The organism is Roseovarius lutimaris, from assembly GCF_900115165.1.
Taxonomy (GTDB): Bacteria; Pseudomonadota; Alphaproteobacteria; order Rhodobacterales; family Rhodobacteraceae; genus Roseovarius; species Roseovarius lutimaris.
This window is the reverse complement of record NZ_FOVP01000013.1, coordinates 1-16,065: the sequence shown is the minus strand read 5'-3', so window position 1 is coordinate 16,065 and position 16,065 is coordinate 1. Positions and strand designations below refer to the sequence as shown.

14 protein-coding genes and 2 pseudogenes are annotated in these 16,065 nt (G+C 59.1%); 8 read left to right on the top strand and 8 right to left on the bottom strand.

Going from position 1 to position 16,065, the window contains the following annotated elements:
* The first annotated feature begins 16 nt into the window (after positions 1-16).
* Together BMZ91_RS12165 and BMZ91_RS12160 are read left to right on the top strand one after the other, a co-directional pair.
* On the top strand, positions 17-1,354 hold the full coding sequence (locus BMZ91_RS12165; protein WP_092839138.1) for an 8-oxoguanine deaminase: 1,338 nt from the start codon (positions 17-19) through the stop codon (positions 1,352-1,354).
* Between the two features lie 33 nt (positions 1,355-1,387).
* The gene (locus BMZ91_RS12160) at positions 1,388-1,846 is read left to right on the top strand and encodes a CAP domain-containing protein (RefSeq protein WP_092839135.1); all 459 of its coding nucleotides are present in this window, start codon (positions 1,388-1,390) and stop codon (positions 1,844-1,846) included.
* A gap of 4 nt (positions 1,847-1,850) precedes the next feature.
* On the opposite strand, the gene BMZ91_RS12155 is transcribed toward BMZ91_RS12160, so the two are convergent.
* Together BMZ91_RS12155 and guaD are read right to left on the bottom strand one after the other, a co-directional pair.
* Positions 1,851-2,093: a hypothetical protein gene (locus tag BMZ91_RS12155; protein WP_092839132.1), complete on the bottom strand. Its 243-nt coding sequence runs from the start codon at positions 2,091-2,093 to the stop codon at positions 1,851-1,853.
* A 126-nt stretch (positions 2,094-2,219) separates the two neighbouring features.
* The gene (gene guaD / locus BMZ91_RS12150) at positions 2,220-3,506 is read right to left on the bottom strand and encodes a guanine deaminase (RefSeq protein WP_092839129.1); all 1,287 of its coding nucleotides are present in this window, start codon (positions 3,504-3,506) and stop codon (positions 2,220-2,222) included.
* Positions 3,507-3,641: 135 nt separating this feature from the next.
* Between guaD and mgtE the strand changes: the two genes are divergently transcribed.
* From mgtE to BMZ91_RS12135, 3 genes are read left to right on the top strand one after another with little or no spacing between them, the layout of a single operon-like run.
* Positions 3,642-5,033 (top strand): magnesium transporter, encoded by a 1,392-nt coding sequence (gene mgtE / locus BMZ91_RS12145; protein ID WP_092839126.1) that lies wholly within the window; start codon positions 3,642-3,644, stop codon positions 5,031-5,033.
* The gene (locus tag BMZ91_RS12140) at positions 5,030-5,599 is read left to right on the top strand and encodes a 5-formyltetrahydrofolate cyclo-ligase (RefSeq protein WP_092839123.1); all 570 of its coding nucleotides are present in this window, start codon (positions 5,030-5,032) and stop codon (positions 5,597-5,599) included. Before mgtE ends, BMZ91_RS12140 begins: the two co-directional genes overlap by 4 nt.
* Positions 5,583-6,056 carry an OsmC family protein gene (locus tag BMZ91_RS12135; RefSeq protein ID WP_092839120.1) on the top strand — a complete coding sequence of 158 codons (474 nt, stop codon included), beginning with the start codon at positions 5,583-5,585 and terminating at the stop codon, positions 6,054-6,056. The genes BMZ91_RS12140 and BMZ91_RS12135 overlap by 17 nt, the downstream gene beginning before the upstream one ends.
* Positions 6,057-6,616: 560 nt before the next feature.
* On the opposite strand, the pseudogene BMZ91_RS12125 reads toward BMZ91_RS12135, so the two are convergent.
* The 6 genes and pseudogenes from BMZ91_RS12125 to BMZ91_RS12100 form a co-directional block, all read right to left on the bottom strand.
* A pseudogene (locus BMZ91_RS12125) lies at positions 6,617-7,166 on the bottom strand (IS3 family transposase); the annotation flags it as partial.
* A 120-nt stretch (positions 7,167-7,286) separates the two neighbouring features.
* Complete coding sequence (locus tag BMZ91_RS21135) at positions 7,287-7,727, bottom strand: DoxX family membrane protein (RefSeq protein ID WP_143076341.1); 441 nt, start codon at positions 7,725-7,727, stop codon at positions 7,287-7,289.
* A gap of 123 nt (positions 7,728-7,850) precedes the next feature.
* Positions 7,851-8,567 (bottom strand): RNA polymerase sigma factor, encoded by a 717-nt coding sequence (locus BMZ91_RS12115; RefSeq protein WP_092839114.1) that lies wholly within the window; start codon positions 8,565-8,567, stop codon positions 7,851-7,853.
* Between the two features lie 128 nt (positions 8,568-8,695).
* Positions 8,696-9,415, bottom strand: coding sequence for a GTP cyclohydrolase I (gene folE / locus BMZ91_RS12110; RefSeq protein WP_245736352.1), 720 nt, complete (start codon positions 9,413-9,415; stop codon positions 8,696-8,698).
* Between the two features lie 86 nt (positions 9,416-9,501).
* The gene (locus BMZ91_RS12105) at positions 9,502-9,921 is read right to left on the bottom strand and encodes a DUF2231 domain-containing protein (protein WP_092839108.1); all 420 of its coding nucleotides are present in this window, start codon (positions 9,919-9,921) and stop codon (positions 9,502-9,504) included.
* A 5-nt stretch (positions 9,922-9,926) separates the two neighbouring features.
* Positions 9,927-10,265 carry a hypothetical protein gene (locus BMZ91_RS12100; RefSeq protein WP_218145664.1) on the bottom strand — a complete coding sequence of 113 codons (339 nt, stop codon included), beginning with the start codon at positions 10,263-10,265 and terminating at the stop codon, positions 9,927-9,929.
* 400 nt (positions 10,266-10,665) lie between these two features.
* Between BMZ91_RS12100 and BMZ91_RS12095 the strand changes: the two are divergent.
* The 3 genes and pseudogenes from BMZ91_RS12095 to BMZ91_RS12085 form a co-directional block, all read left to right on the top strand.
* Positions 10,666-11,709, top strand: a pseudogene (locus BMZ91_RS12095) (transposase); the annotation flags it as partial.
* Between the two features lie 322 nt (positions 11,710-12,031).
* A complete protein-coding gene (locus tag BMZ91_RS12090) occupies positions 12,032-13,423 on the top strand; it encodes a hypothetical protein (RefSeq protein ID WP_092839101.1) in 1,392 nt (463 codons plus the stop codon).
* A gap of 672 nt (positions 13,424-14,095) precedes the next feature.
* Positions 14,096-15,913 (top strand): sensor histidine kinase, encoded by a 1,818-nt coding sequence (locus BMZ91_RS12085; protein WP_092839098.1) that lies wholly within the window; start codon positions 14,096-14,098, stop codon positions 15,911-15,913.
* Positions 15,914-16,065 lie beyond the last annotated feature (152 nt).

The following is a 16,065-nucleotide window of genomic DNA, read 5'->3' as shown; positions in this document are numbered from 1 at the left end:
GCAAAGGGGTCTTTTCATGAAAGAAATACTGATCCGTGGCGCGGACTATCTGCTCACGATGAATGAGGCGCGCGACGAGGTGCGCGGCGCTGATATCCTGATCCGCAACGGTGTCATAGCCGCTGTCGGGCATGGTCTTGAAAGCGATGGCGAGGTGGTACTTGCAACGGGCTGCGTGGTGACGCCGGGGTTGGTGAACACGCATCACCACCTTTATCAAAGCCTGACGCGGGCGGTGCCGGGGGCGCAGGATGCGCTGTTGTTTGGTTGGCTGAAAACGCTCTATCCGATCTGGGGGCGCTTTGGGCCAGAGGAAATGCGGGTCTCGGCGCTTACGGGGCTGGCCGAGCTGGCACTTTCAGGATGCACGCTAAGTTCGGATCATCTTTATATTTTTCCCAATGGAGCGCGGCTTGAGGATACGATTCATGCGGCGGCCGAGATCGGCGTGCGGTTTCATCCCACGCGCGGTGCGATGAGCATTGGCGAAAGCGCCGGAGGATTGCCACCCGATGCTCTGGTGGAGGATGAAGAGATCATTCTAAGCGACTGTATTCGCGTGATAGATTCCTTTCACGATGCTGGAGAAGGGTCGATGTGCCGGGTCGGCATCGCGCCCTGTTCGCCGTTTTCCGTAAGCCGCGATCTGATGCGCAACGCGGCGCTTCTGGCGCGCGACAAGGGGGTGATGCTGCACACGCATCTGGCCGAAAATGACGAGGATATCGCCTACTCCGAGGCCAATTTCGGTTGTCGCCCCGGGCAATATGCCGAAGATCTGGGCTGGACCGGTGCAGATGTCTGGCATGCGCATTGCGTGAAGTTAGACACGCAAGAGATTGATTTATTTTTTAAAACAAGAACCGGTGTTGCGCATTGCCCCTGTTCCAACTGTCGCCTTGGGTCTGGCATCGCGCCGGTGCGGACGATGCGGGATGCGGGCGTCAAGGTGGGTCTCGGGGTTGATGGCTCGGCCAGCAATGACGCGGGGAACCTCGTGCTTGAAACGCGCCAATCCATGCTCTTGCAGCGGGTCAGCCAGGGCGCCGATGCGATGAGTGCGCGCGAGGCGCTTGAGATCGCGACGCGCGGCGGCGCCGAGGTTCTGGGGCGCAGCGATTGCGGTCAGATCGCCCCAGGCAAACGCGCCGATATCGCGATCTGGGATGCGCGTGGCATCGAGAGCGCCGGAAGCTGGGATCCGGCCGCACTTGTGCTGGCCGGACCGACGCGGGTGCGCGACCTCTTTGTGGAAGGGCGCCAGGTGGTGCGTGACGGCCATCTGACAAGCATAGATCTGCCAAGAGTGATCGAGCGGCAAAACCGGCTGGCGCGGGCCTTGACCACCGGCTAGGCTGGGGCAGGGTCACTTTGAAAGGGCGCCTGGATGCCGAAATTTCGCCTCTTGGGTCTTGTTGCATATGTGATGATGTTTGCGCTGCCTATGACATCGGCGCAGGCGCAGGCGACGGATTTTGGACCGGCCTCGCTTGACCGGGTCAACGCTGCGCGCGCCAAGAGCGGTCGGGGCGCCATCACCCTGTCGCCCAAGCTTACCCGTGCGGCGGCGGCGCATGCGCGCGACATGGCGGAAAATCGGTACTTCGGCCATACCGGCGCCAACGGCAGCAGCATCGGCGACCGGGTCGGGCGGCAGCAATACCGGTTCTGTTTCGTGGCCGAGAACATCGCCAAAGGGCAGGGCACGCTTGACGAAGTCTTGCGCGGCTGGATGGCCTCGCCGGGGCATCGGCAGAACATGTTGCACAAGAGTGCCGCCGAATACGGGCTGGTGCGCGGGCCGGGGAGCCTCTGGGTGATGGTGCTGGGGCGCTCTGGCTGTTAGCGGATCAGCCGAAAAACTGCGGCTTGAGCTTAAGCAGGGTGTCGCCCAGTTCGGCGCTGATCTGACGCGCGGCGGCGAGGGCCTCTTGATGGGCGCCGTAGCCGGTGGCGACAGCGGCCTCGATGGTGGCGCTTTGCACCAGGCTCGCCACAAGATCGGGGTGCTCACGGGCATAGCCCTCGCCGAACTGGGCGTCGATGGCGCGGGCGGCCTCGGGGAGGTGCCGGGTGATCTGTGGTGTGGTCATGGGTTGTGGCCTCTTTCCTGAAGGTATGCTCAGGCAGATAGGGCCGGATCGCCGCCTGACGAGGGGCGGCTCATCCGCCCTGACAGGCGGCCTCGCGCGGCGGGCACGCAAGAGCCCGACAAGCCCTCAGGTGGGGCGACCGGCGATCCAGACCTGTTTGACCGCGCGATCATCGCCCATCATGATTGTGGGAAACAGCGCCTCCCAGATATCATCGGCGCGGGCGCTGCGTTGGGCGATGGCGGGCGTCGAGGCCAGATCAAGCGCCACCAGGTCGGCCTCCATTCCCGGCGCGATATTACCGATATGCCCTCCCATATGCAGCGCCTCTGCCGAGCCGGCGGTCGCCAGCCACAAAAGCTGTGCCGGGTGCAGGGCTGTGCCGCTCAGCTGACCGATCTCATAGGCGGCGGCCATGGTGCGCAGCATCGAAAAGCTTGATCCGCCGCCGGTGTCGGTGGCAAGGCCGACCCGTTGGCCTTCGGCGATGCGCGCCGCCATGTCGAACAGGCCAGAGCCAATAAAGGTGTTCGAGGTCGGGCAATGGATCAGCGCCGCCCCCACCTCGCGCAGGCGCTCGCGCTCGCGTGGTTCAAGGTGGATGGCGTGACCATAAAGCCCGCGCGCGCCCAAGAGCCCGTGCGCCTCGTAGGTGTCAAGGTAATCGCGCGCCGACGGATAGAGCGATTTGACCCAAGTGATCTCATCGGTTTGTTCGCTCAGGTGGGTCTGCATCAGACAATCGGGATATTCGGCCCAAAGCGCGCCAAGAGCGGCAAGCTGTTCGGGGGTCGAGGTCGGTGAAAACCGCGGCGTGATCGCATAAGACAAGCGATCCACCCCATGCCATGCCGCCATCAGTGCCTTGCTGTCGTCATAACCCGATTGCGCCGTATCACAGAGGCCGGGCGGGGCATTGCGATCCATGCAGGTCTTGCCCGCCACCGCCCGAAGGCCCCGCGCCTGTGCCGCCTCGAAAAAGGCGGTCACGCTGGTGGGATGGATGGTGCAATAGCTGACACAGGTCGTGGTGCCATTGGCCAGTGTCAGATCGAAATACCGCCCGGCAATCTCGCGCGCATAATCCGGGTTACCAAAGCGCAGCTCCTCGGGAAAGGTATAGGTATTGAGCCAATCGCGAAGCCGCTTGCCCCAGCTGGCGATCATCGCCGTCTGCGGGTAATGCACATGGGCATCGACAAATCCGGCACAGATCAGGGCATCGCCCATGTCGACGCGGGATGCCTCTGGCGCCTGTGCGCGCAGATCGGTGGCGGTGCCAAGCGCCGCAATCTTGCCGTCCCGGATCAGCACTGCCTCGCAAACGCGCGCGGCCTTGCCCGGATCGCCGCCCCCAAACGGAGACTGCGCAAAGCCAAGAATCTGACCGGTCACAAGCGTATCCTGGGGCATCGGGCCTCGTCTGTGTGAAAGCTGTTCGTTTTCCACGATAGGCCCGCCTGCAATCGGGGTAAATCGGGCTATTTTCATTGTTTTCCCGAAGCTGCTTCTTTACTCCTTCGCAGAAGTGCGACTGGGGGATGTGAAATGGCAGAACATGACTATGACCCGGGCCCCGAAAGCGAGCGCGAGGACGACGACTATCCGCTGAACAAACAGGCGGTGGCGCGGATCATCGAGGCGGTTGATACCGGTAACCGCGATCTGCTCGTGTCCGAGATGGAGCCGCTTCATGCGGCCGATATCGCCGACCTTCTTGAACAGATCAACAGCAGCGACCGGCGTGGCCTGATTGCGCTTTATGGTCAGGAATTTGACGGCGATATCCTGTCGGAACTTGACGATTCGATCCGCGAAGAGGTGATCGGCCTTCTCACCCCCGAAGTGCTTGCCGATGCTGTGCGGGAACTTGATTCAGACGATGTTGTCGATCTGGTCGAGGATCTTGAGGACCGTCAGCAGGCCGCAATCCTGAGCGCGCTTGAAGACAGCGACCGGATCGCCGTTCAGCAATCGCTGACCTATCCGGAATATTCCGCCGGCCGGTTGATGCAGCGCGAAGTCGTTGTCGCGCCAGAGCATTGGTGCGTCGGCGATGCCATTGACTATATGCGCAACGTCAAAGAGCTTCCCGAGCAGTTCTATCACATCATCCTCGTCGATCCGCGCCTGCATCCGGTTGGCAATGTCACGCTGGGGCGAATCATGGCGGCACGGCGCGAGGTGGCGCTCAAGGATCTGGTCGAAGAGATGTTTCACACCATCCGCGTCACCCGTGACGAGGGCGACGTGGCCTATATGTTCAATCAGTATCACCTGATTTCGGCCCCGGTGGTCGATGAAGATGACCGGCTTGTCGGGGTGATTACCATTGATGACGCCATGGCGGTGCTTGATGACGAGCACGAAGAAGACATCATGCGCCTTGCCGGTGTTGGCGAGGGCGGATTGAACGACAGCGTGATCGAGACCTCCAAACAGCGCGTGCCCTGGCTTGCGGTGAACCTTTTGACGGCGATCCTGGCCTCATTGGTGATCGCCCAGTTCGAGGCAACGATCACCCAGTTTGTGGCGCTTGCCGTGCTGATGCCGATCGTGGCCTCGATGGGGGGCAATGCCGCCACGCAAAGCCTTACCGTCGCGGTGCGCGCGCTTGCGACCAAGGATTTGACCGGCTCGAACGTCTGGCGCGTGCTGTGGCGCGAGGTGATGGTCGGGATGATCAACGGGTTGATTTTCGCCGCCGTCATGGGCGGGGTCGGCATCCTGTGGTTTGGCGGGCCAGAGCTTGGCTATGTGATTGCGGCCGCGATGGTGATCAATCTGGTCATTGCCGGGCTTGCCGGCTCGGCGATTCCGGTGATGATGGATCGCATGGGGATTGATCCGGCTCTTGGCTCTGGCACCTTCGTGACCACGGTCACAGATGTGGTCGGGTTCTTTGCCTTTCTGGGATTGGCGGCTATGTTTCTGGTATGACCGATCTGGCCGACATAAAGGCAACCGCGCGCAAGGCGGCTTTTGCGCGCCGTGCGGCGGCGCATGCGGCGCGCCCTCCGGGCGAGGCGGGGCTGTTGTCGAGCGTTCTCGCGGGCTATCGCGGTGTGCCGCTGTCGGCCTATATGGCGATCCGCTCCGAGATTGATCCGCTGCCCGCGATGCAGGAGGCGGCGGCGCATGGGCCGGTCTGCGTGCCGGTGATCGAGGCGGCTGGCCTGCCGCTCAAATTCTCCCGCTGGACGCCGGGCAGCGCCCTGCGCGAGGGGCCGTTCGGCGCGATGATCCCGGCCGTGGACGATTTTATCGAGCCTGAAATCCTGATCGTGCCACTGGTGGCCTTTGATCGACAGGGCGGGCGGCTTGGCTATGGCGGCGGGTTTTATGACCGCACGCTGGAGCTTTTGCGCGGCCGCCGCCCCACTTTGGCCATCGGTTTTGCTTACGCTGCACAGGAAGACGCGGGCCTGCCGCTCGAACCCACCGACCAGCCGCTTGATATGGTTGTGACTGAAACAGAGGTGATCGAATTTGCCCCGCGAACATGACTATACCGCCCGCGTGGTTTGGACCGGAAACCGTGGCGAGGGTACGGCGCATTACAAGAGCTATGATCGCACCTGGAATGTCGAAACCCCCGACAAGCCGGTGATCCACTGCTCAAACGACCCGCTTCTGGGGGGCGATCCCACCCTGCACAATCCCGAGGACATGTTGATCGCGGCCCTCTCGGCCTGTCACATGCTGTGGTTCCTGCATCTGGCCAGTGACGCGGGCATCATCGTTCACGCCTATCAGGACGACCCGCTCGCCGTGGGCGAAACCGACACCACCGGCGCCAGCCGCTTTTTACGCGCCACCCTGCGCCCCTCGATCACCGTGCCTGCGGGCACAGACCTGAAACGCGCCAACGCGCTGCACGGTGAGATCCACAAAACCTGTTTCATCGCCCGCTCGGTCAATTTTCCGGTCACCTATGAGCCCCGCTATCGCATTCAGGGCTGAAACGCCCTGCGCCTCTTCTTGGTCCAAATACTCCCGCCGGAGGGGTATTATCCTTGTGTCATGCGGTCTCAAGACGTCTCAACCCGCTTTAAAGTTCTTTAAAGGTCAGTGGTTTAAGGTGTCACTGTGGTTCGGGAAATTCCGGGCAGTGTCAATTGAGATCGTAGATAACAAAGGGGATATATCAATGCCAAATGCCACAACTTTTCCCAGAGACCGTGACCAGCGCTCAAGCTCCAAGTACCCTTTTGGGTTGGTGGGGATGGTAAAGTGCTGCCAAACGCGTTCCTTGTGTATCGATTGCGACGGCAACATGTGTCGCTTTGTGAGTGTCGATACCGATAATTACGGGATGTATAGTCTTCATGGTGCCCTCATTGTTAAGAATGCCCAGGCACCGATCCGAGGGGACAGGACTGTGAAGGGGCGTCCCCGACAAGCTCCTATGAGGTCACATCTTGCCCGTTGCCGGGGCGACTTGATGATCGACACGTCAATACAATGACACACAGTCAATCGTAACATGGGTCAGGCCATCAAGCCGCAATATCATACTCACAGTCGTAACAATTGCCTTTGCCACTCATCGAGACCCGGAAGCCATACTGGCGCAGGATCTTCTGATAGTCGTGCGAACAGTATTGGCTGCCGCGATCGGTGTGATGGATGCAGTCCTTTGGAGGTTGCCGCAATGCCACGGCCATGTCCAACGCCCGGATCGCCAGATCTCGCTTCATACGATTACTGACAGCCCAGCCGATGACACGACGAGAATAGAGATCGATGATGACAGCCAAGTAGAGCCAACCTTCACTGGTCCAGATATAGGATATGTCGCTCGCCCATTTTTGGTTCGGACCATCCGCAGAGAAATCCGGATCCAATAGATTGGGTGCAATGTTGAACGTGTGTTTGCTGTCAGTCCGTCGTCGGGGAAATGATCCGCCGGATCATTTCCTGACCCTCCTCCACCTTGTATTTTTGGGTTCTGATGATCTTGATGTCGTTCTCACGCATCAAACGACCTATGCGTCGGTGTCCGATCTTCAGTCCCAGCTCCTGCAGCTCTTCGGTCATACGAGGCCGACCATAGCTTTGCAGGCTCAGGCGGTGTGAAACGCCCCGGTTTTACAGGAGATCTATAGCTTCATTTCACGCGACGATACGGCAGCGGCGTCGTTCATACTTCAAATGCAATGCCATGCACATAGAAGCCGGTAGGGTTGAGTTTCAGGATTGTTGAGGCGCAGGCCCCGCTGATTTTTTCCGCATCACGTCGAGCGAACAAAGTGTGTCGTCATAGCGCGCGAGGAATAACCCCAGGGCCGCAAACAAAATCGGAACGCCCGACCAAAAGATAAGATTGGATCCTTCGGCCAAAGGTGCGATCAGATGTGGAAAGGTTGCAATGGTCGAGGCGCCATGAACGGCTGTACCGATACCATAACTCACTGTTCGGAAGAGCCCGGCCATAATGACCACCCCCAGAGCAATCTGTGCAACACCCATTCCGGTTGCGGCAAGAGTGCCGAGACTTTCAATGCCGTAGTATTTTGCGAAAATACCCTCGGTACCTTCAGGGGATGTGAGTTTATTGCCACCCCAGATAGCCAGGAAGGCGCCGAAACTCAGGCGAGTGAGAAGCAAGGAAAGAGAAGCAGGTGCGGTCAAGACAATCCTCCAGTGTTTGGAATTTTTTCCCTGCCCGGCAGGTAAGGTTTATGACGCCGATTGCACAATCACATTCCCGCTAGTCGGTCACTAGAAGCCAAGGAGGTACCTCGCCAGCGCGCGTCATTCTTCGCCGCAAAGGCCTTCCACCTGGGCGCGCGCCATCACGTTGCTGACGATGCGGTCGCAGCGCGCACCGGCGAAGCTGAAGGCCTCTCCGATCGCTAGATCCATTTCCTGCGCAAGGCCTTCGCGCAATTGCGCCCGGGCGCGGAAATACCGCGTCCTTACCGTGACCGCGGGAATGTCCAGAACCTCTGCCACCTCATCGACACTCATCTCCTCGATCGCGCGCAGCATGAAGACACTGCGGAACACTTCGGGCAGCAGGTCGATGCGCGCCTCGATGAGGGCGCGGACCTGCGAGCGTTGGACGGATTGCTCCGGCCCGTGGTCCGGGGCCTCGGTGAGTGCCGATTGCGTGTCGTTGTCGGACGACATCATGGCTGCCTCCAGGGGTATGATCTGCGCGCTGTTTCGGCGCAAACGGCCAAGCGCTTCGTTCACGGCGATACGGACCAGCCAGGTGGATAGCTTGCTTTCGGCGCGAAACCCCGAAAGGGCCCGCCACGCCCGCATCCAGGCTTCCTGAGCGACGTCTTCCGCTTCGCCGTCACTCGCGACGATGCCGCGCGCCGTGCGAAACAAGAGTTGGTTGTGGCGCCGCATGATCACCTCGAAGGCGGCACCGTCCCCTTGGGTCGCGCGTTTCGCCAGTTCGGCATCGGTGGCATCCGAGTGGTATGGAAATTGAATTCGGTCTTCGGCCTTGTCTTGCATTCATACCTCCCGCGCTTTGGGCAACACCCCCGGCATCTGCCCGGGTCGTCTCTGACCAACCGCCGACGTCCGCCGGCAATCTGCGCCGGCCTCCCTGCGGCAGCCCGCGTGTTTCCGGGTGTCCGCGGTCATTGCTGCCCCCGGTGTCGCAGTTCAAGGAATTCCCGCCGTAGGTCGTTGTTTTCCAGCAAGGCGCCACGCATGATCGAACTGGTCATCACCGGCCGTTCATCCTTGACCCCGCGCCAGTGCATGCAGAAGTGATCCGCCTCCATCACGATGGCCAACCCGTCAGGCCGGATGCGCCGTTCCAGCTCGTCGGCGAGCATGATCACGGCCTCTTCCTGGATCTGCGGCCGGCTCATGATCCAGTCGCAGAGGCGCGCGAATTTCGACAGCCCGATCAGTTCCGCGTCGCTGTTCGGCAGGACGCCGATCCATATTCGTCCCATGATCGGGCACAGATGATGCGAGCAGGCGCTACGCACGGTAATGGGACCGACGATCATCAACTCGTCGAGCCGCGCCACGTTCGGGAAGCTTGTGACGGGTGGGGCTGCGCGATACCGCCCTGCAAACACCTCGTCGATGAACATCTTCGCCACCCGGCGCGCCGTGCCAACGGTGTTGTGATCATTGTCGCTGTCGATCACCAGCGCTTCCAGGACCTCGCGCATCCGGTCCTCGACCTCGAGACGCAGTTCGTCCAGCTCGCCATCCTCGATGAAGGCCGCGATATTGTCATTGGCTCGAAACGTTTGTCGGGCCTTCCTGAGACGCTCCTGGATCCGATTTGATGCCAAGGCGTCATTAAGGGGATAATTTGAGGCAGGCTGAGTATTCAGCACAATGGAACTCCTGTTTGATGCTCGGCCAGCAGTGCCGGCGCATGTTGCATGGGGTGTCCCGGCACCGGGAATAGTGGCGGACAGTATCATTCTGTCCGGTCCCGCCCGACGCCGTGACCGTAAACCAGTCGTCCGCCAAACCATCCGCCAATGGCCAGCGCGATGAAGCCGGCTGTATCGAGCATCAGCGATATCCTATCCGGCGCCAACGGTTGCAAATGATCGAGCCGCAGGACAAGGCGTACCGCGAAGAGCGCGAACGCGATCAACATCGCGCCCATATGCACCCAGGCGTCGGTCATGGGCGCGCCCTCGGGCACAAGCGACAGCTCGATCATACCGGCCAGCATGGCGAGAACCGCCGTCGCGCAACCAATCGCGAGCAGTCCGCCCGACCATCTCCATGCGGTCTCGCCGAACCAGAGGCCAGCGAAATCAGCTCCGACCGCAAGCGACCAGCAAGCGATGGGGAAGTGAACCAACGCGGGATGCAATGGATGGCGCATGACAATCAGACTACCTGAGAAAGAACGATCAGAAACCCAACCACGCCGACGCCCGCATGAGCCACGACGGCGACCTGGGGCGGCAGTTTCTTGCGCAGATGAAACGAGGCAAGGAAAAATCCGCCAAGCGCTGCCACCAGAAGGATCACGAATCCGATCAGAACCGTCTGCGGAGCACCACCTTGCAGCAATGCCGCGATCAGCAAGATGAGCCCCAGTGCACCAAGGCCGGCGTGAAGGAGTGAGACCGCCCAAGGCGCCAACTTGTCGCGTAGTACATGTCCAGCAAGGTAGAGCCCCCCCAGGGCGGCGATTGCGAGTACTATAACAGCGTAGATGATCATTTCGGTTCCCTTCCGGTTTGAACTGGACACTGACCGAAAGCCGCATGGGAGTCTCTTCCCGGTTTCATCTTGCCGACCATCGTCGTGTCTGATCATTTGATGCAGCTTGTGGCGCTGCGTTCCCGGAAAAACGCAGACAATTCCGTGCCCGGTCAGAAATCGCGACGCCGCCCAACTTGCCGGTCGGCTCCGCGGCCTGCTTGCCCCGTCCAACACGGTCCACCGCTGTCTTCGCGTCCATTGTCCTCGGACCAATGGCGGACAATTCCCGCTGTCGTAAATCCTACGCCCTGGAACACCGCCGAGCACGCGGAACGCATGCCAGTGGGCGTCGAACAACATCTCGAGCGTTTAAAGAGGATAGGCCCGGACAAGGCACCGGGGTCACCCCCTCGACCTTCGCTTCCGCCAGAGTGATCTGCTGCGCCATGTGTTCGAGTTGACCGTTGCGCGGTGCATGCAAGAAGGGCTGGTCGGTGGTCAGGGCTTTGCCGTTGATGCTAGCTTAATCAGCACGGATGTTCAGAAGCAGAACTCCAGCAATCCTGACAAATGGGCTGCCCGCAAGATCGACCCAGACGACGCGCCACGGGCAGTGCGAGAATATCTCGACACCTTGGATGATGAAGCATTTGGTGCAGCCACGACCGTCAAACCGAAGTTCACAGCCCATGCCGATCCCGCCAGTCAGTGGACTGCGGCGCGCAAAGGTCCCGCTTTCTTTGCCTATTCTACCAATTATCTGATTGATACGGATCACAGCGTCATCGTTGACGTTGATGCTTGCCGGACGAACAAAACTGCCGAAGTGGGGGCGATGCGTAAAATGCTGGACCGGACCGAAGAACGCTTCGGCATGAAGCCAGACTGGATCGCAGCAGATACCGCATATGGGTCTTCCGCCAATCTGGTTTGGCTCTCGCTCAAGCGGCAAATTCTCCCCTTCATCCCTGTCTTTGACAAGGGTGAGCGCACGGGTGGCACGTTCTCACGATCTGACTTTACATGGGATGATGAGAACGACCGCTACATCTGTCCAGGCGGCAAAGAAATGAAACACACATGGCGCACCTATTCTGACCCCGCGCGAAACGCACCAAGCTGGAAAGCCCGCAAGTATCGGGCGCTGAAGTCCGATTGCACCGGGTGCGCGTTGAAGGAAAAGTGCTGTCCCAACGCAGAGACCCGCGCAGTCCATCGCGAGAAATACGAGATCGTCAGAGACTTCGCCCGCCAATGCACGGCGGCAGAGTTCAATGTCACAGCACAGAAGCGACGAAAGAAAGTCGAAATGCTCTTCGCCCACCTCAAACGCATCCTCGGTCTGGGCAGGCTCCGATTACGCGGCCCGTGCGGCGTCCAAGACGAGTTTACACTCGCTGCAACCGCCCAAAACCTCCGGAAATTGGCAAAACTCAAGCCTATGGGCCCCGCCTTTGAGTAGGAGGACGGTCCAACTTCGGACATCCCTATGAATCAAAGCGGTTGCACATCTCAGAGCGCAAGAAAGGAAGAGTTTCTCAACACAATCGGCCCATTGCGGTCGTCCGTCAGCAGTTAGAACGCTGCGTCGCGGCCTTCGCATTGTGGCCATTCGCGCATTTTGCAGCATCCTGGCGGCTTGATAGTCGATCATGGGGCAAAACACATTCGATGACCATCACCGTATCGCCGTGTTATGAAGAGGATCTTGTCGTGCGGCCTCGACTTGCAACTTGTGCTAACAGCCTGCACACCGACAACCTATCACAGAACGAAAGGTCACTATGATGGGCAGCTTGGCAAACAGAACGATCGGCCTTCTGCTTTGCGCGATCACAGCGCTTGTTATTTGCAAGGAATGGGGTGTCGCAGAGTGGACGCAACCGGCCAAACCGTTTCTGGTTCTCGTCGTCGTTGCTATCTTTCTTTTTCATGTGCGATGGTCCCGCAAGGCGTTTGTCGCCGTGGCCATGCTCATCAGTATCTCTCTGGTCGCCACGAACACTGATTGGCGCGGGATCATTTCGCGTGGACTCGAAACCGCTGCGTTCATCGGCGCCTTTTTCACAGCGCTGTCAACGCTTCGTACGGTGGCGCAGACCTCTCCGGCGATCCAGCGAGCCGGAACCTTTCTCGCAGGTCAGCCACCCGGCAGGCGCTATGCAGCATTGACGGTAGGCGGCCAAGCGTTCGCCCTGCTTTTGAACTACGGGTCCCTTCAACTGCTTGGTTCGCTGGCGACAGCCAATGCCAACTCCGAACCCAATCTGGAAATCCGCAGGCACCGTATTCGGCGAATGCTTCTGGCAATTCAACGCGCCTTTGTCTCAGCCTTGCCATGGTCGCCGCTGTCGTTTGCGGTTGCGATCACCGTCAGCGTCATTCCGGACACCAGCTGGAGCAAGGCATTGGTTCCAGGCTTGATGACATCGTTCCTGCTTGCGGGGATCGGCTGGTCACTCGACACGATCTTCAAGCCTCGGCTGACAGTTAAGCCGGTCCGCAGTGCGCCGGTAGGAACTTGGGCAACGATGTTACCGCTGGCGGTATTGTTGGCGGTTCTGATCGTTGGCGTGGTGACACTGAGCGCGCTGACACAGGTCCGAGTGGTGGGTATCGTCGCTGTCTTAGTGCCTTGCATCGCGGTTGTATGGATGCTTCTTCAGCATTGGAACGAAAATCCAGTTTCTACCACGTGCGCACGTACCAAGACCTACGTGCTGCAAGAGCTTCCCAGCTATCGTGGGGAACTGACCTTGCTGATGATGGCTGGTTTCATTGGCACGGCGGGGTCACAGCTGTTTGCTCCAATGATGCAGGCGACCGGGTTCGACCCGTCTTACCTGCCTTCTTGGATCATTCTGGTCTCGTTGGTCTGGATCATCCCGTTGGCTGGACAGATCGGCATGAACCCAATCCTCGCCGTAACGCTGATCGCGCCACTCATTCCGACAGCCGCTGACCTTGGCGTGCAGCCGGTAGCGATCGTTGTCGCGATTACATCGGGATGGGCGCTGAGCGGCGCGAGTTCGCCCTTCACAGCGACGACCCTTCTGATCGGTTCATTTGGCGGCATAAGCGCAACCCACGTCGGATTGGTATGGAATGGTGCTTACACGCTGATCTGTGGCGTTGTGTTGTCAATCTGGGTTGTCACTTTTGCCTATCTATTCTGATCATGCCAGCTGCGCGATCGAACGCAGAGGCCGGAGCTCCGGAGACAGAAAAACAGCACAGCCTGACCGTTCCGGAGTCGAAGCCGACTTGCGGTGGTGCAACACGGCGAGCAGTTGGTCGACACGCCACCTGTAGATCGCGTCCCTTAGCTGCCATTTGTCGAATGTCTTGTTACTGCTAGTTACTCCTATGCACCCTCCTCAGACCGGACGTTCGTGGGGCGCGAAGCGTTTCAGGAAATATACGTAACTCACGCGACCATGCAGTTGTGAGGCACGTTCAAGTCCGAAGTTGTAGGCGCACGTCCTTTTCAAAAACGTTTGCCAACACTGAGGTTGGTCCTTCGTGTAGATGCACTACTTTTCGAAGAATGGCCAAACCTGGACAAAGCCAACTCATGAAAGAGACTTCGTAGAGGAAAAGATTACAGCGAACGTGCTGGACCGTGGGTCGTGGCAAAATTTTCGGCCTGACTGGCCACCCAAGTTGGCAGGCCTTTCTGCCTTGTTTTCAAAATCTTCGCAATGTACCGTCGGCGTCGCTGACCTAACGACATCAGGGTCCAGTTATTTGTCCGTATTGGGAAGCCACCGGTGTCAATCCGAAGAAAGCTCAACATGATCTCGCCTCTGCGCTGCCCGACGTGCAACCTCAGGCTGTCAAGCTAGGCCATGACCTGCCTGACGAGTCTTGAATACACCTTCGCGTCTGCCTCTGCCGCTGCACTGTGGGCGGTCTGCGTCCTTATCTTGGTTTGGGTCGTACGGAACAATCGCTTTGCGGGTAAACCCGCCTTTGTCCTGACATTGGCGGCGATGCTATGGTGGCTTTTCACAGTCGCGTTCGATTTGGCCTCGCAAGGTGAGACTTGCAAGGTCGGCTGGTCCTTGGCTGCCTGGCCCGGGATAACGTTGCTGCCAATCGCTTGGGCGTTCTTCGTATTCGACTACACGATGAACACGAGCCAGGGCCGCCGACCCATCCGGCTTTTGTTTTATATCGGTCTGCCATGCCTTGCGGGCACCATAGCTCTTACGAATAGCCAGACGCACCTGCTTTACGGCACCGACACCCGGCTTGTGACACAGGGCGCACATTCGTTCGTCGTTTTTGACCACGGGCCTCTCTTCTTTGCAGTAGCCGCAGGCCTCTACATCTTTGTGACGAGTGCCTTGAGCGTGCTCGCCTATGCCTTCTTCAAGGCACGGAAGACTATCCGGCCTTTCCTGGGAGTCTTGATCATTATCACGGCCGCTCCCCTGGCGGCCAATCTGGCCTATATCGGCTGGGGGGTTACCGTCTTCGGCTACGACCCGACCCCGTTCATGTTTGCTGTAGCCCTCATCGCATTGAGCTGGCTGCTTCTGAACAACTCGATGATGGATACTGCAGCTCAGGGACGGAACCTTCTGTTCTACGCCACGCAAGACCCGGTGATCATAATAGACGCAGGCCGTCGGTTCGCCTGTGCCAACCCCGCAGCCACAGCTGTGTTCGGCAAGAAGATGCCGAGGTATGGCGAAACACTCGATCACCTGGAAAAAATCGGTCCGGTACTGAAATCCTTTAAAGAAACCGGTGAGGTCAATGGCGCGGAGCCGATCAAGCTCAGGGAACGTGTCTTCGTTCTGCGGATTCTTCCGATTGAAAGCCCGATCCAGACCAAAAGACCCCTTCTGGGGTGGTCAGTATCACTGGTTGACATCACGGAAAGGGAATACGCGGCTGAGGCATTGCGCGAGGCGCTGGCGCATGCGGAGGCCGCCGACCACGCGAAATCCCAATTTCTTGCCATGATCAGCCACGAATTGCGCACCCCCATGTCATCTGTGAAAGGTGGGCTTGATCTGGCGCTCCATGGGGCCGCGGGCGATATCAGCCCCCCCCTTAGAAACTTGCTGACCATCGCTCAGCGGAACAGTCTCAGGCTACTGAAACTGGCAGACGATGTTCTCGATCTCCAGAAACTCGACCTCGGTACGATCACTCTTCAGCTGCAGGATCTGGGCGCGGTCGAATTCCTGCATGACGTGATTGAGGAATACGAGGTTTATGCCACAGAAGCCAACGTTGGACTGACCAACATCTCGGGTAACGTGAACAGGCAGCTGCGCGCAGACCCTTACCGATTGAAACAGGTCGTCGGAAACGTGATCTCCAATGCCATCAAGTTCTCCCCCGAGGGAGGGCAGGTCGAATGCTCAACCCGACTGATCGGCACAAAACTGAGAATTTCAGTTCAGGACAGCGGCATCGGCATACCGGAAAACCAGGAAGATCAGGTTTTCGGACGGTTCAACCAGATCGAGAACAGCGCCTCAAAGGCATCCGGAGGGTCCGGTCTCGGGATGCATATAGCCAAAATTCTAATCGAGCGTATGGACGGCTCTATTTCATACAAAAGCCGCCTTGGTGTGGGCACCACTTTCCACATCGACATAGCGCTTTCACCACAGAATCTTCAGGCGCACACGACATTAGACGCCTGAGGTGCAGGCTGTCGCGAGATAGATTGAGCGGGCGTCGCCGTGCTGCTACTGACCTGCTCCCCTGAAAAGTCCGGTGTTTTGATTTAGCCTGTTCTCCAACAAGGAGACAGAGGATGAAGAGAAGCCGTTTCAGCGAAGAACAGATCATTGGG